Annotated in this window: 20 protein-coding genes and 1 pseudogene; 13 read left to right on the top strand and 8 right to left on the bottom strand. The window is 61.9% G+C overall.

All coding sequences use genetic code 11. The features are described 5' to 3' along the window. The first annotated feature begins 153 nt into the window (after window positions 1–153). From D5400_RS14720 to D5400_RS14690, 8 genes and pseudogenes are all read left to right on the top strand, one after another. Entirely contained in the window at window positions 154–1,176 is a 1,023-nt protein-coding gene (locus tag D5400_RS14720; protein ID WP_126010699.1) for an ABC transporter substrate-binding protein, read from the top strand. Next, window positions 1,173–1,988 (top strand): ABC transporter ATP-binding protein, encoded by an 816-nt coding sequence (locus D5400_RS14715; protein ID WP_126010698.1) that lies wholly within the window; start codon window positions 1,173–1,175, stop codon window positions 1,986–1,988. The genes D5400_RS14720 and D5400_RS14715 overlap by 4 nt, the downstream gene beginning before the upstream one ends. Continuing rightward, entirely contained in the window at window positions 1,985–2,860 is an 876-nt protein-coding gene (locus D5400_RS14710) for an ABC transporter permease (RefSeq protein ID WP_126010697.1), read from the top strand. Before D5400_RS14715 ends, D5400_RS14710 begins: the two co-directional genes overlap by 4 nt. A 35-nt stretch (window positions 2,861–2,895) precedes the next feature. Continuing rightward, window positions 2,896–3,624: a GntR family transcriptional regulator gene (locus D5400_RS14705; protein ID WP_126010696.1), complete on the top strand. Its 729-nt coding sequence runs from the start codon at window positions 2,896–2,898 to the stop codon at window positions 3,622–3,624. Between the two features lie 153 nt (window positions 3,625–3,777). Then, window positions 3,778–4,095 (top strand): annotated as a pseudogene (locus tag D5400_RS21385) (VOC family protein); the annotation flags it as partial. A gap of 81 nt (window positions 4,096–4,176) precedes the next feature. Continuing rightward, on the top strand, window positions 4,177–4,749 hold the full coding sequence (locus D5400_RS21380; RefSeq protein WP_126013340.1) for a CoA-binding protein: 573 nt from the start codon (window positions 4,177–4,179) through the stop codon (window positions 4,747–4,749). A gap of 66 nt (window positions 4,750–4,815) precedes the next feature. Next, entirely contained in the window at window positions 4,816–6,099 is a 1,284-nt protein-coding gene (locus tag D5400_RS14695) for an O-acetylhomoserine aminocarboxypropyltransferase (protein WP_126010695.1), read from the top strand. Then, the gene (locus D5400_RS14690) at window positions 6,099–6,443 is read left to right on the top strand and encodes a cupin domain-containing protein (RefSeq protein ID WP_126013337.1); all 345 of its coding nucleotides are present in this window, start codon (window positions 6,099–6,101) and stop codon (window positions 6,441–6,443) included. Before D5400_RS14695 ends, D5400_RS14690 begins: the two co-directional genes overlap by 1 nt. A 9-nt stretch (window positions 6,444–6,452) precedes the next feature. Here D5400_RS14690 and D5400_RS14685 read toward each other — a convergent pair whose 3' ends face one another. Then, complete coding sequence (locus D5400_RS14685; RefSeq protein WP_245451305.1) at window positions 6,453–7,697, bottom strand: cytochrome P450; 1,245 nt, start codon at window positions 7,695–7,697, stop codon at window positions 6,453–6,455. 105 nt (window positions 7,698–7,802) lie between these two features. On the opposite strand from D5400_RS14685, the gene D5400_RS14680 reads away from it, so the two are divergent. From D5400_RS14680 to hupB, 5 genes are all read left to right on the top strand, one after another. Further along, entirely contained in the window at window positions 7,803–8,903 is a 1,101-nt protein-coding gene (locus D5400_RS14680) for an NAD(P)/FAD-dependent oxidoreductase (protein ID WP_126010693.1), read from the top strand. Between the two features lie 138 nt (window positions 8,904–9,041). Next, window positions 9,042–9,674 carry an ATP-dependent Clp protease proteolytic subunit gene (locus tag D5400_RS14675; RefSeq protein ID WP_126010692.1) on the top strand — a complete coding sequence of 211 codons (633 nt, stop codon included), beginning with the start codon at window positions 9,042–9,044 and terminating at the stop codon, window positions 9,672–9,674. Window positions 9,675–10,015: 341 nt separating this feature from the next. After that, complete coding sequence (clpX, locus tag D5400_RS14670) at window positions 10,016–11,293, top strand: ATP-dependent Clp protease ATP-binding subunit ClpX (protein WP_126010691.1); 1,278 nt, start codon at window positions 10,016–10,018, stop codon at window positions 11,291–11,293. Window positions 11,294–11,611: 318 nt separating this feature from the next. After that, window positions 11,612–14,029 (top strand): endopeptidase La, encoded by a 2,418-nt coding sequence (lon, locus tag D5400_RS14665; protein ID WP_126010690.1) that lies wholly within the window; start codon window positions 11,612–11,614, stop codon window positions 14,027–14,029. Window positions 14,030–14,244: 215 nt separating this feature from the next. After that, window positions 14,245–14,517, top strand: a complete 273-nt coding sequence (gene hupB / locus D5400_RS14660) for a DNA-binding protein HupB (RefSeq protein ID WP_126010689.1) — start codon at window positions 14,245–14,247, stop codon at window positions 14,515–14,517. An 88-nt stretch (window positions 14,518–14,605) separates the two neighbouring features. On the opposite strand, the gene D5400_RS14655 is transcribed toward hupB, so the two are convergent. The 7 genes from D5400_RS14655 to D5400_RS14625 are packed head-to-tail and all read right to left on the bottom strand — an operon-like array spanning window position 14,606 to window position 22,897. Continuing rightward, window positions 14,606–16,240, bottom strand: a complete 1,635-nt coding sequence (locus D5400_RS14655; protein ID WP_164527903.1) for a M20/M25/M40 family metallo-hydrolase — start codon at window positions 16,238–16,240, stop codon at window positions 14,606–14,608. Further along, window positions 16,233–17,267: a class 1 fructose-bisphosphatase gene (locus D5400_RS14650; protein WP_126010687.1), complete on the bottom strand. Its 1,035-nt coding sequence runs from the start codon at window positions 17,265–17,267 to the stop codon at window positions 16,233–16,235. Before D5400_RS14650 ends, D5400_RS14655 begins: the two co-directional genes overlap by 8 nt. A 32-nt stretch (window positions 17,268–17,299) precedes the next feature. Beyond that, window positions 17,300–18,274, bottom strand: a complete 975-nt coding sequence (locus D5400_RS14645) for a peptide ABC transporter ATP-binding protein (RefSeq protein WP_126010686.1) — start codon at window positions 18,272–18,274, stop codon at window positions 17,300–17,302. Beyond that, window positions 18,271–19,293 (bottom strand): ABC transporter ATP-binding protein, encoded by a 1,023-nt coding sequence (locus tag D5400_RS14640; RefSeq protein WP_126010685.1) that lies wholly within the window; start codon window positions 19,291–19,293, stop codon window positions 18,271–18,273. The genes D5400_RS14645 and D5400_RS14640 overlap by 4 nt, the downstream gene beginning before the upstream one ends. After that, window positions 19,293–20,231 carry an ABC transporter permease subunit gene (locus tag D5400_RS14635; protein ID WP_126010684.1) on the bottom strand — a complete coding sequence of 313 codons (939 nt, stop codon included), beginning with the start codon at window positions 20,229–20,231 and terminating at the stop codon, window positions 19,293–19,295. The genes D5400_RS14640 and D5400_RS14635 overlap by 1 nt, the downstream gene beginning before the upstream one ends. Before the next feature lie 9 nt (window positions 20,232–20,240). Next, complete coding sequence (locus D5400_RS14630; RefSeq protein ID WP_126010683.1) at window positions 20,241–21,245, bottom strand: ABC transporter permease subunit; 1,005 nt, start codon at window positions 21,243–21,245, stop codon at window positions 20,241–20,243. A gap of 56 nt (window positions 21,246–21,301) precedes the next feature. Continuing rightward, entirely contained in the window at window positions 21,302–22,897 is a 1,596-nt protein-coding gene (locus tag D5400_RS14625; RefSeq protein ID WP_126010682.1) for an ABC transporter substrate-binding protein, read from the bottom strand. Between the last annotated feature and the right edge of the window lie 180 nt (window positions 22,898–23,077).

The raw sequence follows: 23,077 nt of genomic DNA, 5'->3' as shown, positions 1-23,077 counted from the left end.
ACAGACGCCGATCGTGAAATCGATGAAAGACGGTTTAACGCAAAAAAATAGATATTTGACAACAAAAAAATGAAAAGTATGGTTTGAAGCGTGGCGGCGCCACAGGTCCGATTGGGAGTTCGGGCCGAATTCAACATCCAAGGGAGGATGGCTATGCATGGATATCGGAATTGGCGGATCGCGTTCGCAGCGTCACTGCTCGTTGCTGCTCCGCTCGGCGTAACGGCGGCGAATGCCCAGGACATGATGCAGCTGACGGTGGCGGTGCCGAACCCGTCGGCGATCAACAACTTCCCGCTCTTCGTGGCGATGGGCGAGGGCTATTTCGCCGAGGAAGGGCTGGAGCTCACGGTCGAAGCTTTGAATGGGTCTGCGGCTGTTCTCCAGGTGATGGCATCCGGCCAGGCGCAGATCGGCAACCCGGGACCCGGCCCGCTGCTATCGGCTCGTGCACGCGGTGAAGACGTCGTCTTCATCTACAACCAGTATCCGAAATCCATCTTCGGCCTCATGGTGCCGGAAGAATCCGAAGCGCAGGGACCGGCTGATCTCGACGGCGCAACCGTTGGTGTGGGCACGGCCGACGGCGCCGAAGTGGCGTTCACACGAGGCATTCTTCAGGATGCCGGCCTTACGGAAGGCGAAAATTATACGTTCCTCACCGTTGGTGACGGCGGCACGGCAGCCGCTGCGTTCCTCGGCGAGGAAGTCGATGCGTATGCTGCCGCCGTCAGCGATGCGGCGATCATCGAGTCCCGCGGTATTCCGCTGCGTGAAATCACGCCTGAGGAATATTTGTCCTTCTTCGGCAATGGCTGGGCGGTCACGGGCCAGTTCATCGAAGAGAACCCGGAAGCAGTCGAAGGCTTCGGCCGTGCGCTAGTCAAGGCCACACGTTTCGGCCTCGATCCCGCCAACCGCGAAAAGGTGCTCGAGCACACGACGGCAGGCAACCCGCAGGAAGGCGAGGACACCGAGTTTGCCAACGCGCTTCTCGATGCGGTGATGGAGCGCATCCAGCCGGTCGACGACAGCAATGGCTACGGCTACCAGCCGCCGGAGCACTGGGAAGCCTGGCACCAGAGCCAGCTCGACACTGGCGGTCTTGCTGAACCGCTGGAAAACCTCGAGGAAGCCTACAACAACGACTTCGTCGAAGCGTGGAACGCGCAATGACATCAGCGGCACAAAAAGCCGCGGCAGTGCAGGCCGACCCCAGGGGTCGGCCTGTCTATCAGTTGCGCGGCGTTTCCAAGCACTATGCCCACGGGCATATCAAGGCACTCGATACGATCGACCTGACTTTGCGGGAGGGCACGTTCTCTTCCGTAATCGGTCCGTCGGGATGCGGAAAATCCACGCTTCTGAAGATCATGGCGGGTCTCGTCTCGCCGACCAGGGGCAGCGTCGTGCTCGAGGGCAAGCCCGTCACCGGCGCACGCCGCGACATCGGCATGATGTTCCAGCAGGCGACGCTCTTTCCCTGGCGCACGACGGTGGAAAACATCCTGCTGCCGATCGAAGTGCGCGATGGCCGCGCGGCCGCCAAGGCAGCGCGTGGAGCGGCCGAGGAATTGCTCAACACAGTAGGCCTGAAGGGCTTCGAGGATGTCTATCCAACGCAATTGTCGGGTGGCATGGCGCAGCGCGCTGCCATCTGCCGCATGCTCGTCACCAAGCCGAGCGTGCTGTTGCTCGACGAGCCTTTCAGCGCGCTCGATGAACTTGCCCGCGATTTCATGAACATCGAGCTTCAGCGCATCTGCCTGGAGCGCAACGCCACCGCTTTTCTGGTCACGCACTCCATCCCGGAAGCCGTCTTCCTGTCGGATATCGTCTACGTCATGTCGTCGCGGCCGGGTCAGTTCGTCGAGACGATCGAGATCGACCTGCCGCGGCCGCGCACCGTGGAAATGCTCGTCGATCCAGCCTTCGGTCAATATGTGAACCGCATCCGCAGCCGTCTGGACAAGGGAGCCTTCGTATGAGCTCGGTATCGACGGATATTCCCATTCACGCCGACGGCGAGACGGTCTTCCCGGAAACTGTCTGGGAGGAAGAGGTCGCCTTCATCGACCGCATTCCGCGCCCGATCGCGATGATCGGCATCCTGGTCGTGTTCATCGCCGTCTGGCAGGGGCTCACCTCCTTCGGCATCGTCTCGCGCATCATTCTGCCGACGCCGTGGGAGACGGCGAAGGACATCGTGTTCGTCGGCAAGAACCTCGCCAGCGGCGGCTACATGCTGCAAGCCTTCTGGATGACGACGAAGGCGGTGCTGATGGGCTTTGTCTACGCGCTGATTTTCGGCTTCTCGCTCGGCATTCTCGTTGGCGAAACCTCCTTCGGCGAACGGGCTGTGCTGCCTTATCTCGTCGCGATCGACACGATGCCGAAGGTCGCTTTCGCGCCGCTGTTCCTGGCATGGCTCGGCTTCGGCATAGCCTCCAAGGTAGCGCTCGCGGCCTTCATCGCGACGTTTCCGATCGTCGTGGCCGTCGCGGCCGGCCTGCACGCGGCCGATGACAATGCCCGTATGCTCTTTCGCACCATGGGCGCGACCCGCTGGCAGACCTTGTTCAAGATGAAGCTGCCGACGGGCCTGCCGCATATCTTCACGGGTCTGAAGATCGCCGCGGTAGGCGTCATGGCCGGCGCGATCACCGCGGAGTTTTTGGGAGGCGGAAACGGCTTCGGCGAATTGATCCGGGTCGCTGCATCGCAGCTCAATACGCCGCGCGTCTTTTCGCTGATCCTCTATCTCAGCCTGCTCGGCTTCACGCTATTCTGGTCCGTGGTCTGGCTTGAGCGCCGTTTGGTGTTTTGGCATAGCTCCACCGTCTCGGGCATCAACAAATAGGGATGGCGCAATGAGCGCCATCGGCATCGGAATCCATGACAATCATCGAGGCATTCGATTCGAAATCGTCCGCTGGCGAGGCGCGGCGGGAAAAGACCACGGCCGCGACCCTCGTCTATCGGGAATTGCGCCGTGACATTCTTCAAGGCCGCCTGAAGCCGAAGCAAAAGCTGCTGATCGAGGCTTTGGCCGAGCACTATCAGGTCGGCGCCAACCCGGTGCGCGAAGCCCTGAACCGGCTCTCCAGCGAACGCCTCGTCGATCGCGAAGAGCAGCGGGGCTTCTTCGTGCCGCCGCTCTCCCTCAGCCACTTCCGCGAACTGGTGACGACGCGCTGTTGGCTTGAGTCGCGCGCGCTGGAGGAGTCGATCGCCAACCGCACGGACGCGTGGGAAGAGCGCATCGTGGTCGCCTTCCACCGCCTGTCGCGCACACCCTTCAAGGCTCCTCGAGAAGATGGACAGGCCGAGAACCACGAGTGGGAAGCACGGCACCGCGTCTTCCACGAAGCCTTGATTTCCAACTGCGGGTCGTCCTGGCTTCTGAAGTTCTGCGGCGAGCTGATGGATCAGGTGGAGCGCTACCGCTACATCTCTATGACGACCACCTATCCTCGGCGGGATTCGAACGAGGAACACAGGCTGATCATGGAAGCGACGCTGGATGGCGACGCCGCGACGGCCACGGAAAGGCTGGTGTCGCAGTATCAGCTGACCCTGAAGCTGCTTGAAGAACAGTCGTTCTTTCCGGGTGCAGACGACTGAACCCACCTTTCCGGGTGCAGACGACTGAACCCACCTTCGATTGTCTGTGTGAACCTCGACCTTGCCCGCCAGTTTCGATAGACCTCGCGGAGCCGGCGCCGTTGATGCGCGATCAGTTGGTCGGCGTCGGGGTGAGGGGCGGAGGACATCAGAATGATTTTACCGGAACCGCGTATCTCGCTCATCACGCTCGGCGTGCAGGATCTGAAGCGCGCCACCGCGTTCTACGAAGCACTCGGCTGGCGCCGCGCGGCACCGTCGCAGCCGAGTGTCACCTTCATCCAGTTGGGAAACATCGTCCTGTCGCTCTTCTCGCGCGAAGAGCTCGCGCAGGATGCCGGGGTCTCCGCGACGGGTGACGGCTTTTCAGGGATCACGCTCGCCTACAATGCCCGCTCCACCGAAGAGGTGGATGCAATCGTCGCGCGGGCGATCGAGTGCGGTGGCAGGCTGGTTAAACAGCCCGAAAAGGTCTTTTGGGGCGGTTATTCGGGCTACTTCGCAGATACCGAGGGCCATCTCTGGGAGGTCGCCCACAATCCGTTTTTCGCAATGGACGATGCCGGAAATCTGAAGCTGCCGCTCGTCGACCACGACCGCTATGACGACGCCTACATTGCCGATGCGCTGCGGTCGGTCAAATCGATCGCCATCGTCGGCGCCTCGGCCAACGCTGTTCGGCCGAGCTACTTCGTCGCCAAATACATGATCGACAAGGGGTATACCGTTTTTCCCGTCAATCCAGGCCAGGCGGGGAAGGAAATTCTCGGACGCCCGGCTTCCGCAACGCTCGCCGACCTTCCGCAGCCCGTGGATATGGTCGATATTTTCCGGGCATCGGATGCGGTTCCGGGCGTGACGGACGAGATCTTGGCCATGCCGGTGCTGCCGAAGGTGGTCTGGATGCAGTTGACGGTGCGCGATGATGCATCGGCCGAGCGGCTTGAGAAGGCTGGGATCAAGGTGGTGATGAACCGGTGCCCGAAGATCGAATATGCACGGTTGTCCGGCGAGATCGGCTGGAGCGGCGTCAACAGCCGCCGGATTTCATCGCGCAAGCCGATGATGCGCTCGGGCTACCAGAGTTTCGGGATCGTTGCTCAAAACGATGATTCGGATGATTAGGATTTGACGCTACCGGCTTGGGGGCGCTTGGCCTTTCAAGCCGAGACACAGTGGAGGAGAAAGCTCATGTCGAAGAACGAACCGGGATTTGCCACGCTTGCGATCCATGCGGGCGCGCAGCCAGATCCGACGACCGGGGCGCGGGCGACGCCGATCTACCAGACCACGAGCTTCGTCTTCAACGATGCCGATCACGCAGCATCGCTCTTCGGCCTCCAGGCCTTCGGCAACATCTATACCCGCATCATGAACCCGACGCAGGCGGTGCTCGAGGAGCGCATCGCAGCGCTCGAAGGCGGCACGGCGGCCCTGGCGACGGCGTCCGGCCACGGTGCGCAGTTGCTGGTCTTCCACAACATCATGCGTCCCGGCGACAATTTCCTTGCGGCCAGAAGACTTTACGGCGGCTCGATCAACCAGTTCGGCCACGCCTTCAAGAATTTCGACTGGCAGGTACGCTGGGCCGATCCGGCTGATCTCTCCTCATTCGAGAGCCAGATCGATGAGCGCACCAAGGCGATCTTCATCGAAAGTCTCGCCAATCCGGGCGGAACCTTCACCGACATTCAGGCGATCGCCGATCTCGCCCACAGGCATGGCCTGCCGCTCATCGTCGACAACACGATGGCCTCGCCCTACCTGATCCGTCCGCTGGAGCATGGCGCCGACATCGTCGTCCATTCGCTGACGAAATTCATCGGCGGCCACGGCAATTCCATGGGCGGCATCATCGTCGACGGGGGCACCTTCGACTGGTCCGCATCGGGCAAATACCCGATGCTGTCGGAGCCACGGCCGGAATATAACGGCATCGTGCTGCACGAAACCTTCGGCAATTTCGCCTTTGCCATCGCCGCGCGCGTACTCGGCCTGCGCGATTTCGGCCCGGCGATTTCGCCGATGAACGCGTTCCTGCTGCTCATGGGCGTCGAGACGCTGCCGCTGCGCATGCAGCGCCATTGCGACAATGCGCTCGAAGTCGCCCGCTGGCTGAAGGCGCACGATAAGGTGTCGTGGGTGAACTATGCCGGCCTGCCGGACGATCCGAACAATGCGCTTCAGAAGAAATACGCGCCGAAGGGTGCGGGCGCCGTTTTCACCTTCGGCTTGAAAGATGGCTACGAGGCCGGCATCCGCTTCGTCGAGGCGCTGGAGATGTTCTCGCACCTTGCCAATATCGGCGACACGCGCTCGCTCGTCATCCATCCGGCTTCCACGACACACCGCCAGCTGACCGAAGAGCAGCAGATCGCCGCCGGCGCTGGTCCCGACGTCGTGCGCCTGTCGATCGGCATCGAGGATGTCGCCGACATCATCGGCGATCTTTCCCAGGCGCTGGACAAGGCATGATGGTCATGGCGCTGCGGGTCGAAATCGCTAACGCCGAAGCGGAGGCCGGCGCGCCTCCGCCGGAGCGCATCATTTCCGGTGACCCGCGCTTCACCACCTGGAACATCGAGGACAATGGCAGGGGCCTCTATGCCGGCGTCTGGGAAGCGACGCCGGGCAAATGGGTCATCTCCTACGAGGAGTGGGAGTACTTCCGCGTCATCTCCGGCCTCTCGATCGTGACGGAGGAGGGTGGTGAGCCGGTCCGATACGGTCCGGGCGACGCCGGCATCATCCGCCCCGGTTTTCGCGGCACCTGGGAAGTCGTGGAAACGACCCGCAAGGATTACGTCATCTCCATCTGACGGCGTCTGTCACCAGCGGCAGGCGAGGCGCTCCAGCCCGTGGAAGTGATAGCTGTCGCGGTAGCGCGGCGGCTCTGCGAGCGAAAGACCCGGCAGCCGTTCAAAGAGAATCGGCAGTGAAACCTGCATTTCCAGCCGCGCGAGTGGCGCTCCGATGCAGAAATGGATGCCGGCGCCGAAGGAGACGTTCGCGCCGTCGCTGCGAGCGGTGTCGAACAGGTCGGCGTTTTCGAAGCGTCGCGGGTCGCGGTTGGCCGCACCCAGCATCAGCCCGATCCTGTCGCCCTTCTTCAGCGCAATGCCGTCCTCGAGCACCACATCCTGCAACGCGTAACGCGTGAACATGTGGAGCGGCGCATCGAAACGCAGGGCTTCCTCGACGGTCGCGGCCGTGGATCGCTCGTCGGCAAAGAGAACCGCCGAATCGCTGCCTGCCTCCAGGATCGTCTTCACCGCATTGCCGGTCTGGTGCACGGTCGCTTCGTGCCCGGCGTTGAGCAGCAGGATCGCGGTCGAAATCAGTTCGTCCTCGCTCAATCGGCCGCCATCCTGTTCGGCGGCGATCATGTGGCTGATCAGATCATCGCGTGGATCGTTGCGCCGCTCCGTCACCAGGGCGCGCAGATAAGTGGCAAAGCCCCGAGCGGCCGCATTCGCATCGTCTTCGGCGGCGCGGTCGCGGCCGAACATGTACATGCGCACCATGCGGTGCGACCAGTCGAGCAGGTCGGGCACCCGGTCGTCCGGAACCCCGAGCATGCGGGCGATCACAGTGGCGGGAATGATTTCGGCATAGGCCGACAGAAGCTCGGCTTCGCCATTGCCCTCGAACCCGTCGATCAGCTGATGGCAGAGCGCGGCGATCTCCGGTCGCAGACGGTCGACATGGCGCGAAACAAAGGCCCGGTTGACCAGCGTGCGCAGCCTGGTGTGGACCGGTGGCTCCAGTTCCAGCAGCGAATGCGCTTCGACCGCGTCGAAATCGCCCAGATGGGAGGCCGGCTCCGGCAGGCCAAGTTCGTCGCGCGTTGCCACATGCAAAATCTGGCGGCCGAACCGCCGATCCCGCAGCAGTGCGTTCACATCATCGAATCCGGCGAAGCACCAGAAGCCGTAGTCTTCCCAGAAGAATGCGGGCGCCTGCGCATACAGCGCGGCATAGACCGGATAGGGATTGGTGAAGAACGCCGGATCGCGCGGATCGAGCGACAGGTGCCGCCCATCGAGCGCCAGAAGAGGTGCATGTGCGCCCAAACCATATCCTTTCAGCGGGTTTTGCCGTAGTCCGGCAAGCGATAAGCACGAGGCTTCGCTTTGTGAAGCCCGCCCGTGCAGCGAGCCTGAGAAGTGAGGCATGAAATGAATATCATCATCGTCGGTGCCGGCATCGCGGGCCTCTCGACGGCCTGGTCCCTCGTCAAGGCCGGTCATCGGGTGACGCTCATCGAACAGGGGCCAATCCCCAATCCGCTGGCCGCGTCCGGTGACCACCACCGCATCATCCGCCGGGCCTATGGCAAGGCGTCCGGCTATGGGCGCGCGATCACTGAGGCCTATGAGGCCTGGGACGAGCTATGGGCAGATCTCGGCGACAGCCATCTGGATGCCCGAGGCTTCATGTGCATTTCGCGCGAGCCCGGCGACGAGGCAGAAGAGATGCGCGACGGCCTGGGGGATGGCGGCTACCCGTTCGAGGAGCTGGATGCCGCCGAGACCGCGCGCCGCTATCCGTTTCTTGATGCGCAGGCGATCCGCTTCGCATTCACCTCGCCTGAGGGCGGTGCGCTGCACTGCCGGCGCATTGCGTCGGGGCTCGCCACCTGGCTGCGCGCTGCCGGGGCCAAGCTGGAAGAAAACGCCAAAGTTATTGCCGTCGATGCCGAGGCGGGGGCGGTGCTGCTGGAGGATGGCCGCCGTTTCGAGGCCGACCACGTGATCGTCACGGCCGGCGCATGGATCCTGAAGCTCTTTCCGCATCTGGGCGTCGACCTGAAGACCTATCGCACCGCTGTCGTCTATCTCGATCCACCGGCCGAATTTGCCGAGGCTTGGGCTATGGCGCCCGTCATCCTCGACGTCGGCGGCAAGACGGATGGCTACATCATCCCGCCATCGGGCGACGGTGGTCTTAAGTTCGGCTCGGGGCTGCACAAGAGACCGCACGACGATGCCGATGCGCAACGCGAGCCGGCTGAAGGCGAGGGGGAGACGATCCGCGACCTCTTTGCGCCCCCATTCCTGCGCTTGGACGAGTACCGGGTGCGGGAGACCGTAACCTGCGCCTACACCTTCACCGAGGATCAGCGATTTTACGCCGCCGAATTCGGGCGATGCGTCGCCGTCTCCGCCTGTTCGGGGCATGGCTATAAATTCGGCGCTGCGGTGGGGCGTCGAGTCGCGCGCTTTGTCGACGACCGGGATTTTGCGGCTCTGCAATCCTGGCTCAGGGCCGATCCTTAAGGTTAAGACGTCGAGCCCCTTTCAATCCATGGGTCTCGTCTTGAAGACAGGCATATCCACACTCTATGTAAGGAATGGCAGGATTACGTGATTCTCGTGGCCGGTTTGGAGCCGCAAGTTTTTTCAAGGACTGATTGCATGACAAGAACGGTTGATACCGCAATGGCGCTGGTGCCGATGGTCGTCGAGCAGACGAACCGCGGCGAACGTTCCTACGACATCTTCTCGCGCCTTCTGAAAGAGCGGATCATCTTCATCACCGGTCCGGTCGAGGACCAGATGGCGACGCTCGTCTGCGCACAGTTGCTTTTCCTCGAGGCTGAAAACCCGAAGAAGGAAATCGCGCTCTACATCAATTCGCCGGGCGGCGTCGTCACGGCCGGCATGGCGATTTACGACACCATGCAGTTCATCAAGCCGGCGGTTTCGACGCTCTGCGTCGGCCAGGCGGCATCGATGGGCTCGCTTCTTCTGTGCGCCGGCCACAAGGACATGCGCTTTGCAACGCCGAATGCCCGCATCATGGTGCACCAGCCTTCGGGTGGCTTCCAGGGCCAGGCATCGGACATCGAGCGCCACGCCCAGGACATCATCAAGATGAAGCGCCGCCTCAACGAGGTCTACGTCCAGCACACCGGACAAGATTATGACACGATTGAGCGTACGCTGGACCGCGATCACTTCATGACGTCTGAAGAAGCCCGCGATTTCGGCATCGTCGACAAGGTCATCGCGTCGCGCGAGGCCATGGAGCAAGAAGCCGCGAAGTGACGGCTTGGACCGATTGAGCAGGCGACCCGATCGGGCGGCTGCTGCGCCATGCGGGGCGAAGCAGCCGTTCCAACGCGGCAAGTGTGACGATCCGGTCTCACCGGGCAACAAAGTCGTAGCGGCTAGCCTGTTCGTAACCGTGCTGGATTGTTGCCGAGGGTCGGCAAATCTGATTTTGTCAACCCGCAGGCTATAGATGTCGCTTTAGGACATCAGTTGGTGCCGGATACAGGCGACCCCCACCATCCAGGGTCGCCGACGAAGGGCACCCGGGCGGCATGCCCGAACGCAGATTGAACAGGTTTCGGCACCCTTGTCGAAAGTGCTGGAAGGGAATGGATATGAGCAAGGTCAGCGGCGGCAATAGCGGCGACTCCAAGAATACGCTTTATTGCTCTTTCTGCGGCAAGAGCCAGCACGAGGTGCGCAAGCTCATCGCAGGTCCGACCGTTTTCATCTGCGATGAATGCGTCGAACTCTGCATGGACATCATCCGCGAGGAAAATAAATCCTCGATGGTTAAGTCGCGCGACGGCGTGCCCACGCCACAGGACATCATCAAGGTTCTCGACGAGTATGTGATCGGCCAGCAGCAGGCCAAGCGCATCCTCTCGGTCGCCGTGCACAACCACTACAAGCGCCTGGCGCACGCAGCGAAGAATTCCGACGTGGAACTCTCCAAGTCGAACATTCTGCTGGTGGGCCCGACGGGTTGCGGCAAGACCTATCTTGCCCAGACGCTCGCGCGCATCATCGACGTGCCGTTCACCATGGCCGACGCGACCACGCTGACCGAAGCCGGCTATGTGGGCGAAGACGTCGAGAATATCATCTTGAAGCTGCTGCAGTCGGCCGACTACAATGTCGAGCGGGCGCAGCGCGGCATCGTCTATATCGACGAAGTCGACAAGATCTCGCGCAAGTCGGACAATCCCTCGATCACCCGCGACGTGTCGGGCGAGGGCGTCCAGCAGGCGCTTCTGAAGATCATGGAAGGCACGGTCGCATCCGTTCCTCCGCAGGGCGGTCGCAAGCACCCCCAGCAGGAATTCCTGCAGGTGGACACGACGAACATCCTCTTCATCTGCGGCGGCGCATTCGCCGGCCTCGACAAGGTCATCTCGGCGCGTGGCGAGAAGACGTCGATCGGCTTCGGTGCGACGGTCAAGGCTGCTGAAGATCGCCGTGTCGGCGAAGTATTGCGCGACCTGGAGCCGGAAGATCTGGTGAAGTTCGGTCTCATCCCGGAATTCATCGGCCGTCTGCCGGTCATCGCAACGCTCGAAGATCTCGACGAGGATGCTCTCATCCAGATCCTGTCGGAGCCCAAGAACGCGCTGGTGAAGCAGTATCAACGCCTGTTCGAGATGGAAGATGTCGACCTGACCTTCCACGAGGATGCACTTCGTGCCATCGCCAAGCGGGCCATCACCCGCAAGACCGGCGCTCGCGGCCTCCGCTCGATCATGGAGAAGATCCTGCTCGACACGATGTTCGAACTGCCGGCGCTGGAAGGCGTGCGCGAGGTCGTCATCTCCGACGATGTGGTCGATGGTGCCGCGCGCCCGCTTTACATCTACTCCGAGCGCGAAGAGGAAAAGGGCAACGCGACAGCGTGATCCCGACCCCCGATCGGCTCTGAAAGTCTCGGCCGAAAGCCCGCCCCACAGGCGGGCTTTCGTGTTTCTGGAACTTCGGCCTCCGTCCCTTTCGAAGAGCTGTTGATGCTGAGAAATTCGCGACGTTTTGACAATTGCATGACAGCCGCTTTCCGAAGGATGATGATGTGACTCGTGGCCGTGGCGGCCACTTGAAACGCGTACGGGATAACGCCACTTAACTTTCAACGATCGAGGGCTCCAAACCCCCGTTTTCCGCCGATCGGCGGCTCCCGCTAGTGCCGCTAGGCACGCCCCGCGGGCCAGAAAGGAAGATTGATGACCGACAAGACCATGACAGCAGCCGCGGATGCCTATCCCGTCCTCCCGCTGCGCGACATCGTTGTGTTCCCACACATGATCGTGCCGCTCTTCGTGGGCCGTGAAAAATCCATCCGCGCACTGGAAGAGGTCATGGGTGGCGACAAGCAGATCCTGCTTGCAACCCAGACCAACGCCGGCGACGACGATCCGGAACCGTCCGCAATCTACAAGATCGGAACGGTTGCAAACGTCCTGCAACTTTTGAAACTGCCGGACGGCACCGTGAAGGTGCTGGTCGAAGGACGCGCGCGCGCCGAGATCACCGGCTATTCGGACCAGACCGATTATTATGAAGCGACTGCCAAGCCGCTCGACGAGCCGACCGAAGATCCAGTCGAACTCGAGGCACTGGCGCGTTCGGTCGTCACCGAATTCGAAAGCTATGTGAAGCTCAACAAGAAAATCTCGCCGGAGGTCGTCAGCGCGGCCAGCCAGATCGACGATTATTCCAAGCTCGCCGATACGGTCGGCTCGCACCTGTCCATCAAGATCAGCGAAAAGCAGGACATGCTGTCCACGCTTTCGGTGAAGAAGCGTCTGGAAATGGCGCTCGGCTTCATGGAAGGCGAGATCTCTGTTCTGCAGGTTGAGAAGCGCATCCGCTCGCGCGTCAAGCGCCAGATGGAGAAGACCCAGCGCGAGTATTATCTCAACGAGCAGATGAAGGCGATCCAGAAGGAACTTGGCGACGGCGACGACGAGCGCGACGAGATGGCCGAACTGGTCGAGCGCATCCAGAAGACCAAGCTGTCGAAGGAAGCGCGCGAGAAGGCCGATGCCGAGCTCAAGAAGCTGAAGCAGATGAGCCCGATGTCGGCGGAAGCCACCGTCGTGCGCAACTACCTCGACTGGCTGCTCGGCCTGCCGTGGGGCAAGCGATCCAAGATCAAGACCGACCTCAACAATGCCGAGATGATCCTCGAGACCGATCACTACGGTCTGGACAAGGTCAAGGAACGCATCGTCGAGTATCTCGCCGTCCAGGCGCGGTCCAACAAGATAAAGGGCCCGATCCTCTGCCTCGTCGGCCCTCCCGGCGTCGGCAAGACCTCGCTCGCCCAGTCGATCGCCAAGGCGACCGGCCGCGAATACATCCGTATGGCGCTTGGCGGCGTGCGGGACGAAGCTGAAATCCGCGGCCACCGTCGCACCTATATCGGCTCGATGCCTGGCAAGGTCATCCAGTCGATGAAGAAGGCGAAGAAGGCCAATCCGCTCTTCCTGCTCGACGAAATCGACAAGATGGGCATGGACTTCCGCGGCGATCCGTCATCGGCGCTCCTGGAAGTGCTCGATCCGGAACAGAACTCGACCTTCATGGACCACTATCTTGAGGTCGAATACGACCTCTCGAACGTGATGTTCATCACGACGGCGAACACGCTGAACATCCCTGCGCCCCTGATGGACCGCATGGAGATCATCCGTATCGCCGGCTACACCGAAGACGAGAAGCTGGAGATTGCCAAGCGTCACCTTCTGCCGAAGGCGATTCGCGATCATGCCCTTCAGCCGAGCGAGTTCTCCGTGTCGGACGCGGCGCTGATGGAAGTCATCCGCACCTACACCCGTGAAGCAGGTGTCCGCAGTCTGGAACGCGAGCTGATGAAGCTTGCCCGAAAGGCCGTGACGCGGATCCTGAAGGACAAGGACCTGAAGACGATCGAGGTGACGCCGGAAAACGTTTCGGAATTCCTCGGCGTGCCGCGCTATCGCCACGGCGAGATCGACGGCGAAGATCAGGTCGGCGTCGTCACGGGTCTGGCCTGGACCGAGGTCGGCGGCGAATTGCTGACGATCGAAGGCGTCATGATGCCCGGCAAGGGCAAGATGACGGTGACCGGCAATCTGAAGGACGTAATGAAGGAATCGATTTCCGCAGCGGCATCCTATGTCCGCTCGCGTGCCGTCGATTTCGGCATCGAGCCGCCGCTCTTCGACAAGCGGGACATCCACGTGCACGTGCCGGAAGGCGCGACGCCAAAGGATGGTCCGTCGGCCGGTGTGGCCATGGTAACGGCGATCGTGTCGGTCATGACCGGCATACCGGTTCGCAAGGATGTCGCCATGACGGGTGAGATCACTCTGCGTGGTCGTGTCCTGCCGATCGGTGGATTGAAGGAGAAGCTTCTCGCGGCGCTTCGCGGCGGCATCAAGAAGGTGCTGATCCCCGAGGAAAACGCGAAGGATCTTCCGGAAATCCCGGACAACGTGAAGAACGGCCTGGAAATCGTTCCGGTCTCGCGCCTTGGCGAGGTGCTGGAACATGCGCTGACGCGGGTACCGGAACCGATCGAATGGGATGCGGCATCGGCAAGCACTGTCGTTGCTCCGGATCTTGCCGACGATCACGGTGCAACCATCGCGCACTGACGTCTAAAGGGCCACATGCAGCGGGCATCATGTTCACGCTGCGACAAGCAAGTGGAAAACCGGGCCAAGCGCCCGGTTTTTTCGTACTGATATGCTGAAAACGCTGGAAAACCGGGCTTTTCCGTGCGATTGGCATTCGATTGCCAGGCGTCTGGACTAGGATGCCGAGCCAGTTTCAGTGAAACGTTTCGTACCAATTGGAAAGGGGTGGAAACATGAACAAGAATGAACTCGTCGCTGCCGTCGCCGAGAAGACCGGCATGGCAAAGACCGAGGCGGGCTCCGCTGTTGAGGCCGTCTTCGAAGTCATCACCGGCGAATTGAAGTCGGGTGGCGACGTGCGCCTCATTGGTTTTGGAAATTTTTCGGTCTCGCGCCGCGAAGCTTCGAAGGGCCGTAACCCCTCGACTGGCGCTGAAGTGGACATCCCGGCACGCAACGTTCCCAAGTTCTCTGCCGGTAAGGGCCTCAAGGACTCCGTCAACTAAGACGGTCCTCAAGGACGGAAATTCAAAAAGCCCGGGTTTTCGCCCGGGCTTTTTTGTTGGAACTGAACTGGAAGCTTGCGCTGAGGGTTCAAGCCCTCAGGACATCGTCGATCACGGTTGCCAGAAGATCTGGCAGAACGCGAAACGTGTAGTCGCCGTGGGTCCGCTCCAGGAAATGGTGATAGTCGCGACCCCATGGGCCGATGTTCACTGTAGGGACCGGCGGATACCCCGCATCTTCGGCGAAGCGGATCGAAGACCCCCAGAGCGGCATTTGCTCCCGGATACCTTCAAGGCTTGCCGAGGCGTTGCGCGCAAGGAAGCTGATGTCCGAAATGGCGGGGAAGAACTCGCGGGGTTCTACCGACAGCTCTTCCTGCACTGCGATCCTCGCCATCGCAGCCTCGGTTATATTGCGTGTTTGCGCGGCAGCTTCGTCCGATGGCCATGCGATGGCAGGGTAGGGTGTCGATGCGATCCCGATCACAACGGCGGCGCCCGGAAGCTGTGCTGCATCCAGCGTCAGTTCCGTCAGCCGGCGTGACCGCTCGGGCAGGTCGAAGCCCGAATGCTCCAGTTCTGCCGCTGCCTGATCAAACTGGTTGTCGAAATCGGGACTGTCGGCTCGGGCACGTTCGCGCAGTTCGGCAAAGGTCAGGATCGAGACATTGTCCCAGAGCGGGCTTGCGGAAAGCTTAAACGAAGCCGCGCGCTCCTTCATGCGACGGGCAGCACGGGAAACAGCAGCCCCAGTCATATCGCGCGCCATGGCGATGATGTCTTCCGGGCGCCGGCGGTGCATCAGCACGTTCCAGTAGAGCCAGGCACGTCCCGGCGTCGTGACGTTGTAGACGCTCTTTGCATCCTTGAGCGACAGCGCCGTTGGCGGCGCGGCGACCTCGTCGCCCGTCATCTCGCCCAGCGCCGGCGCGCATTCGAATTCGATCGCGAGCTCCGCCGCAAGATAGGCCGCGTTGATGCCGTCGAACGGGTAGCAGGCGTGGGCATCCTTGCCGGCGACGAACGCGCTCAAAAGCACCTTGCCGATCGTGCCGAAGGTTGCGACCCGGCCGTTTTGACCCGTCTCGGCATCGCACGTCGCATCGAGATTGAGAGCGACGATGGGCTCAAGTCCACGTGATTTCAGAAACTCGGGCAGCATGGCCGAGACCGCGCGCATGCCGGCAGAGTTTTCCTCCTCGTCCGGCGTCGCGATCAACAGCAGATTGCCGGTGCGATCGTCGGTTTCTGCAAACTGCTCCAGCACGGCAAGCCCTGCCGCCACGCCGGATTTCATGTCGAGCATACCGCGACCGGGCACGAATTCGCCGCTCTGGAGATCGGTGAGCGCCTGGGGGTAGCCGCCAGTGGCTTCGAGCCGCGCGATCAGGCCTTGCCGCAGCTCATCCGGCGATCCGGCAAGTTCCGACAGGTCGCCGTAATCATCGACAGGCACGACATCGAAATGGCCAGCCAGGATGATGGTCCGACTTCCTGAACCCCGCACGAGCGCCAGCACATTGGCCCGGCCATTGGGATCGCCCTCGATCGGGGCGAGCTTAAGATCGGCGGGATTGGCTTTGAAGTACGGGTGCTCGGCGATGAGCCCGTGCAACCGGCTGGCAAAGGCCGCTTCGTCAGGTGTGCCGGTGACACTCGGCCACCCGACGAGCGTGTGGGAGAGCGCGCGGGCGCGCTCCGTCAGCCGCTCGCGCTCACGCACGGTCGCGCGTGCTCTCGCTCGCTTCGCGGTGATAGGCGGCGACCGTCTCGACTTCTTCGCGCGACCCCATGATCACGCTGACGCGCTGGTGAAGTTTTTCGGGCTGCACGTCGAGGATGCGCGCGTAGCCAGTGGTTGCCACACCGCCTGCCTGCTCCATCAGGAAGCCCATCGGGTTCGCCTCGTACATCAGGCGCAGCTTGCCCGGCACGTCCGGTTTCCGCTTGTCCCAAGGATACATGAAGATGCCGCCGCGCTTGAGGATGCGGTGGATGTCGGCGACCATCGAGGCCGTCCAGCGCATGTTGAAGTCCTTGCCGCGCGGGCCGGTCTTGCCGGCAAGGCACTCGTCCACATAGCGCTGCATGGGCGCATCCCAGTGCCGCTGGTTCGACATGTTGATGGCAAATTCGGCGCTGGTCTCCGGTACCCGCAGCCGCTCGTCGGACAAGACCCAGGAGCCCATCTCGCGGTCGAGCGTGAACTCGTAGACGCCGGTGCCGACGGTCAGGATCAGAAGGGTCTGCGGCCCGTAGATCGCATACCCGGCAGCAACCTGGCGCGTGCCCGGCTGCAGGAAGTCCTCTTCGCGGATTTCGCGGCCCGATGCGTCGGCCGGTGCCTCGAGCACGGAGAAGATGGTGCCGACCGACAGATCGACGTCGATGTTGCTGGAGCCATCGATCGGATCATAGACCAGCAGATATTCACCCTTGGGGTAGCGGTTCGGAATGCGATGGATCGTGTCCATCTCTTCGGACGCCATGGCAGCGAGATGACCGCCCCATTCATTCGCATCGATCAGGAACTCGTTGGCGAGCACGTCGAGCTTCTTCTGCACCTCGCCCTGAACGTTTTCGCTGTCGAGTGACCCGAGATTGCCGCCAAGCGCACCCTTGTTGATCGTGTGGCTGATTGCCTTGCAGGCGCGCGCGACGATCTCGATCAGGAGGCGCAGCTGCGCCGGAAGCGCTTCTTCCTTCCGCTGCTGCTCGATGAGAAACTGCGTCAGTGTCTTGCGCTTCATGGCTCGGTCCTCCGCTGAAAACTGGCGACGTTCTAGGCTGCGACGCTTTTTTCCATCGACAGCGGGAAGAAGCAAGCGGCATCCCGGCCTTCAACCGGCATCAGTGGCGGCATCTCGCGCCGGCATTTGTCTTCGGCGCGCCAGCAGCGCGGATTGAACGGGCAGCCGGGCGGCGGATTGAGCGGGGAGGGCAATTCGCCCGTCAGCGGAATGCGCTCCTTCTGCCGCTCGGGATCGGCCATCGGCGTCGCCGAGAGCAGGGCCGCCGTATAAGGATGTTGCGGATCGGAGAACACGCGCTCCGCAGTGCCGAATTCCACGGGCTTGCCGAGATACATCACCAGAATGTCGTCGGCGATGTGGCGCACGACCGACAGATCGTGGCTGATGAAAAGGTAAGCGAGGCCAAGCTCGTCCTGCAGATCCATCAGGATGTTCAGCACCTGCGCCTGGATGGAGACGTCGAGCGCAGACACCGGTTCGTCCAGAACCAGGATCTTCGGGTTGAGCATCAGCGCGCGCGCAATGGCGATGCGCTGGCGCTGACCACCGGAGAACATGTGCGGATAGCGCTCGTAATGCTCGGCGCGCAATCCTACGCGCGCCAGCATTTCATGTGCCTTGCGGCGGCGTGTCGCTGAATCGTCGCTGGTGTTGATTTTCAGCGGCTCCTCGAGAATCGCTCCGATCTTCTGGCGCGGATTGAGCGAGCCGTAAGGGTTCTGAAAGATGATTTGCACCTTGCGGCGCAATTCTGCAGTTGGCCCGGTGACGGGAATGCCGTCGATCTTGAGCTCGCCCTCGGTCGGCGTCTCGATCATCGTGACGAGGCGGGCAAGCGTCGATTTCCCGCAGCCGGATTCGCCGACGACGGCGAGCGTCTTGCCTGCCTCGAGACTGAATGAAACGCCGTTCAGCGCCTTGACCGTCGCCGGTGAACTGAAGGCGCCGCGCTTGACCTCGTAGTGGCGGTGAAGGTCGGTTCCCTGAAGGACAATCTCACTCAAATCAGTTCCTCCTGCCGTTCTGCCAAGGCTGCTGCAGGCGCCGGATGGCCTTGCGGTACGCCATCGACGAGCGGGTAATTGCACAGCGCGAGCCCGAGTGATGCCGGCTGGCGCTTCACGGTGCGGCGGCAAAGATCGGTCGCAAAGCTGCAGCGCGGCTCGAACAGGCAAGCCGGCGGCCGGTCGTTCGGGCCAGGCACGACCCCCGGGATGGATGGCAAGCGCTTGTTGCCGCGCGCCCGCTCGGGAAGGGCGGCCAGAAGCGCGGCGGTGTAGGGATGATGCGGATCGCGGAAGAGTTCCTTGACCGGCTGCTCCTCCACCTTTTGGCCAGCATACTGAACCTGCACGCGCTCGGCGGTTTCGGCGACCACGCCCATGTCATGCGTGATCAGGATCAGGCCCATGTCGGTCTCTTTCTGAAGCCGCACGAGAAGATCGAGAATCTGAGCCTGAATGGTCACGTCGAGCGCCGTCGTCGGCTCGTCGGCAATCAGAAGCTTCGGATTGCAGGACAGCGCCATGGCGATCATCACGCGCTGGCTCATACCGCCCGAAAGCTGGTGCGGGAAAGCCGAGAGACGTTCCGCCGGCGCGGGGATGCCGACCAGTTCCAGAAGCTCGATCGAGCGCTGCCGCCGCTCTTTGCGGCCGAGCCCGAGATGCTTGCGCAGCATTTCGCCGATCTGGAAGCCGACGGTGAAGCACGGATTGAGGCTCGACATCGGCTCCTGGAAGATCATGGCGATATCCTTGCCGATGATCCTGCGCCGCTCACGCGCCGACATGCCGATGAGATCGTTGCCTTCGAAGCGCATCACATCCGCTTCGATCTTCGCCGTCCAGGGCAGGAGCCCCATCAGCGCCAGCATCGAGACGGATTTGCCTGAGCCAGACTCGCCGACGATCGAGAGGATTTCGCCGGCGTCGACGGTGAGGCTTACTCCATCCACTGCCTTGAAGGGACCAGAGGACGTGTCGAAGGTGACGGTCAGGTTTTCAAGTTCGAGAAGCGGCATCAGGACCTCTTCAGCTTGGGGTCGAGCGCATCGCGCAGGCCGTCGCCCATGAGATTGATGGCGAGCACCGTGATCAGGATGGCAAGACCCGGGAAGGTGACGACCCACCAGGCGCGCAGGATGAACTCGCGGGCTTCCGCCAGCATCGTGCCCCATTCCGGTGTCGGCGGCTGGGCACCCATGCCGAGAAAGCCGAGTGCTGCGGCATCGAGGATGGCGTTGGAGAAGGAGAGCGTCGCCTGCACGATCAGCGGCGCAAGGCAGTTCGGCAGGATGGTCACGAACATCAGGCGCAGGCGGCTGGCACCGACGACGCGGGCGGACGTCACATATTCCCGCTCGCTTTCGGCCAGGACCGAAGCACGCGTCAGACGCACGAAATGCGGCTGCAGCACGAGCGCGATTGCGATCATCGCATTAGTTAGGCCCGGGCCGAGAATGGCGACGAGCACCAGTGCGAGAAGAAGCGATGGGAAGGCGAGGATAACGTCCATGACGCGCATGATCACCGTGTCGATCCAGCCGCGGAAAAAGCCCGCGATCAGACCGAGCAGCACACCGCTCGAAACGGACAGCACGACGACGACCACCCCGATGAAGAGCGAGAAGCGCGCGCCATACATGAGACGCGAGAGCACGTCGCGACCAACGGGATCCGTGCCGAGGATGAAGGCGCTGCGGCCACCTTCCTCCCACATGGGCGGGATCAGCAGCGCGTCGCGGTTCTGGACCGTGGGGCTGTGCGGCGCCAGCATCGGCGCGAAGATCGCGACCAGGACGATGATCAGGAAGATCACTAGACCGATGACGGCACCCTTGTTCTGGCTGAAATAGTACCAGAACTCCGAAAGACCGGACCGCGGTTTCGCGCCGCTCGCGGGGCGCCCCGCCTCGGTGCGATCGTCGATGGCGGATTTTTCAGCTTCGATATGGGACATGGCCGCTTCCTAGTGCCGGATACGCGGGTTGATCAGCCCGTAGAGCATGTCGACGAGAAGATTGACGAACATGATGATGATGGCGATCAGCAGGAGACCGCCCTGGACGACGGCGTAGTCGCGCCGGAAGACCGAATCGACCATCCATTTTCCGATGCCGGGCCAGGAGAAGATCGTTTCCGTCAGAATCGCGCCGGCGAGCAGCACACCCACCTGGAGGCCGATCGTTGTGACGACGGGGATCATCGCGTTGCGCAAAGCGTGCAGGCCGATGACGCGCCGGGGCGATAGGCCCTTGGAGCGTGCCGTGCGGACGTAATCCTCGCCGAGAACCTCCAGCATGGCGGAGCGCGTCTGGCGCGCAATCACGGCAAGCGGAATGGTGGCGAGCACGATCGTCGGCAGGATCAGGTGGCTCAGCGCCGACATGAACGCGCCATCCTGGCCTGAAAGCAGGCTGTCGATCAGCATGAACCCGGTGACAGGCGGGAAGAAATAGAGAAGCGAGATACGCCCCGAAACGGGCGTCCAGCCAAGCGTGCCGGAGAAAAAGATGATGAGCAGCAGGCCCCACCAGAAGATCGGCATGGAATAGCCGACGAGAGCCGTGCCCATGACGGTCTGGTCGATCCAGGTGCCGCGCTTGACCGCTGCAAGCACGCCAAGCGGGATACCGAGCGCCGTTGCCAGAACGATGGCGCAGAACGCAAGCTCGATCGTGGCCGGAAACAGCGTGAAGAATTCGTCGAGCACCGGCCGGCGCGTCACGATCGAGGTGCCGAGATCGCCCTGCAGGATGCCCATGAGATAGTCGAAATACTGAGCGACCAGCGGCCGATCGAAGCCCATTTCAGCGCTCAGCTGCGCGTAGCGTTCCGCGCTCATGCCCCGCTCGCCGGCAAGCAGCATGATCGGGTCGCCGGGGAGCAGGCGGATGAACGCAAACGAGATGATCGAAACCCCGATGAAGGTCGGGATGATCAACGCCAGTCGTGAGAGAAAGAACCGTAACATGGCAAAAACCGGGAGCGGCTCATCACCGCCCCCGGCTCCCTGTCTTTGAACAGACTTTATTCGGCGATGTCGACGCCGTCGAACGTCATGTCGCCGAGCGGGCTCTGAACGAAGCCGGTGACTTCGCTGCGCATCGGAACGTAGACGACCGAGTGAGCGATCGTTGCCCAGGGAGCTTCCTGCTTGAAGATTTCCTGAGCCTGCGTGTAGAGCTCGGCACGCTCTTCCTGGGTCGGAAGCGTCTTGGCTTCCTGGACGAGCGCATCGAATTCTTCGTTGCACCACTGAGCACGGTTTGCACCGCCGACAGCATCGCAGCCGAGCAGAACGGCCAGGAAGTTGTCCGGATCGCCGTTGTCGCCAGTCCAGCCGAGCAGCACGGCACCATCGCGGTCTTCAGCCGAAGAACGCTCCAGATACTCGCCCCACTCGTAGGACACGATCTCGACGTCGACGCCGATCGCATCGAAGTCGGCCTGCATCAGTTCGGCCATGCGGCGTGCGTTCGGGTTGTACGGACGCGACACGGGCATTGCCCAGATCTTCATGGAAAGATCGGTGACGCCGGCCTCTTCGAGAGCAGCGCGGGCAGCTTCCGGATCGTATTCGTCGTCGACGAGGTTGTCGTTGTAGGACCACATTGTCGGCGGGATCGGTGCCTTGGCGACGGTGCCGGCGCCCTGGTAGACGGCGTCGATGATCGCCTGCTTGTTGATCGCCATGTTCAGCGCGCGGCGCACTTCAGGACGATCGAAGGGCTCCTGCGTCGTGTTGTAGGCGAAGTAGCCGACGTTCAGGCCTTCCTGTTCCATGACGGTCAGGTCGGGGTTCTGCTGCAGGCTCTCGAGGTCTGCCGGGTTCGGGAAGGCCATGATGTGGCACTCGCCCGCGGCCAGACGCTGCTGGCGAACCGAAGCGTCCGTCGTGATCGCGAAGACCAGATCGTCGATCGGCTCTACGCCGGCCCAGTAATCGTCGAAGGACGAGTAACGGATGGCGGCATCGGCCTGATAAGCGACGAACTGGAACGGACCGGTGCCGATCGGCGCCTGGTTCAGCTGCTCGGGCGTGCCGGCTGCTTCCAACTGGTCGGCATATTCCTTCGACATGATCGAAGCGAACGGCATGGCGAGGTTTGCGAGGAACGGTGCGTTCGGTGCCGTCAGCGTGAACTTGACCGTCAGATCGTCGACCTTTTCGATCGAAGCAACGAGGTCAGGCATCGACATGGAGTTGTAATATTCCCACGAAGCGCCCGAAACATAGGCGTTGTAGGAATTTTCCGAATCGCCCTGGCGATCGAACGAGAAGATCACGTCGTCGGCATTCAGGTCGCGGGTGGGCGTGAAGCTGTCGCTGGAATGAAACTTGACGCCTTCACGAAGCTTGAAGGTGTATTCCAAGCCGTCTTCGGAGACTTCATAGCTTTCGGCAAGGCCGGGCTCGGTCTCGGTCGTGCCCTTCTTGAACTCCAAGAGGCGGTTGTAGATCGGGTGCGCGGAAGCGTCGAAGGTCGTGCCGGACGTGTAGAGCGCGGGGTCGAAGCCTTCCGGCGAGCCTTCCGAGCAATAAACGAGCGTCTTGGCCTGCGCAGCCGCTCCGAAGCAGGCCACGAGCATCGTCGTAGCCAAAAGCGTCTTGAGGTGACTCATAATAGCGTTCCCCTGGAACTGGTTTTGAAGGAAGTTTTCTTTTGAACGCCTGAACCGATCCGAATTGGTGGAGAAAACGGCCATCAGGTTGGGTTCTGCTGAGGAGCAAACGTCAATCCGAACCGAATTGCAACGTGAGCCTCTCGCTTTTTTTGACTGGATGATCAAACTGTGAAGCCA

Origin of the sequence: Georhizobium profundi (assembly GCF_003952725.1) — a bacterium.
Classification (GTDB): Bacteria; Pseudomonadota; Alphaproteobacteria; order Rhizobiales; family Rhizobiaceae; genus Georhizobium; species Georhizobium profundi.
Note: the sequence above shows the minus strand (reverse complement) of the source record. Positions and strands in the feature narration are given on the sequence as shown.

Coding starts and splice junctions, on each gene's coding strand:
- D5400_RS14625 (WP_126010682.1), bottom strand. CDS start 22,897: ATGAGTCACCTCAAGACGCTTTTGGCTACGACGATGCTCGTGGCCTGC.
- D5400_RS14710 (WP_126010697.1), top strand. CDS start 1,985: ATGAGCTCGGTATCGACGGATATTCCCATTCACGCCGACGGCGAGACG.
- D5400_RS14640 (WP_126010685.1), bottom strand. CDS start 19,293: ATGCCGCTTCTCGAACTTGAAAACCTGACCGTCACCTTCGACACGTCC.
- D5400_RS14675 (WP_126010692.1), top strand. CDS start 9,042: ATGACAAGAACGGTTGATACCGCAATGGCGCTGGTGCCGATGGTCGTC.
- D5400_RS14635 (WP_126010684.1), bottom strand. CDS start 20,231: ATGTCCCATATCGAAGCTGAAAAATCCGCCATCGACGATCGCACCGAG.
- lon (WP_126010690.1), top strand. CDS start 11,612: ATGACCGACAAGACCATGACAGCAGCCGCGGATGCCTATCCCGTCCTC.
- D5400_RS14720 (WP_126010699.1), top strand. CDS start 154: ATGCATGGATATCGGAATTGGCGGATCGCGTTCGCAGCGTCACTGCTC.
- D5400_RS14715 (WP_126010698.1), top strand. CDS start 1,173: ATGACATCAGCGGCACAAAAAGCCGCGGCAGTGCAGGCCGACCCCAGG.
- hupB (WP_126010689.1), top strand. CDS start 14,245: ATGAACAAGAATGAACTCGTCGCTGCCGTCGCCGAGAAGACCGGCATG.
- D5400_RS14690 (WP_126013337.1), top strand. CDS start 6,099: ATGGTCATGGCGCTGCGGGTCGAAATCGCTAACGCCGAAGCGGAGGCC.
- D5400_RS14695 (WP_126010695.1), top strand. CDS start 4,816: ATGTCGAAGAACGAACCGGGATTTGCCACGCTTGCGATCCATGCGGGC.
- D5400_RS21380 (WP_126013340.1), top strand. CDS start 4,177: ATGGACGATGCCGGAAATCTGAAGCTGCCGCTCGTCGACCACGACCGC.
- D5400_RS14680 (WP_126010693.1), top strand. CDS start 7,803: ATGAATATCATCATCGTCGGTGCCGGCATCGCGGGCCTCTCGACGGCC.
- D5400_RS14705 (WP_126010696.1), top strand. CDS start 2,896: ATGACAATCATCGAGGCATTCGATTCGAAATCGTCCGCTGGCGAGGCG.
- clpX (WP_126010691.1), top strand. CDS start 10,016: ATGAGCAAGGTCAGCGGCGGCAATAGCGGCGACTCCAAGAATACGCTT.
- D5400_RS14650 (WP_126010687.1), bottom strand. CDS start 17,267: ATGAAGCGCAAGACACTGACGCAGTTTCTCATCGAGCAGCAGCGGAAG.
- D5400_RS14630 (WP_126010683.1), bottom strand. CDS start 21,245: ATGTTACGGTTCTTTCTCTCACGACTGGCGTTGATCATCCCGACCTTC.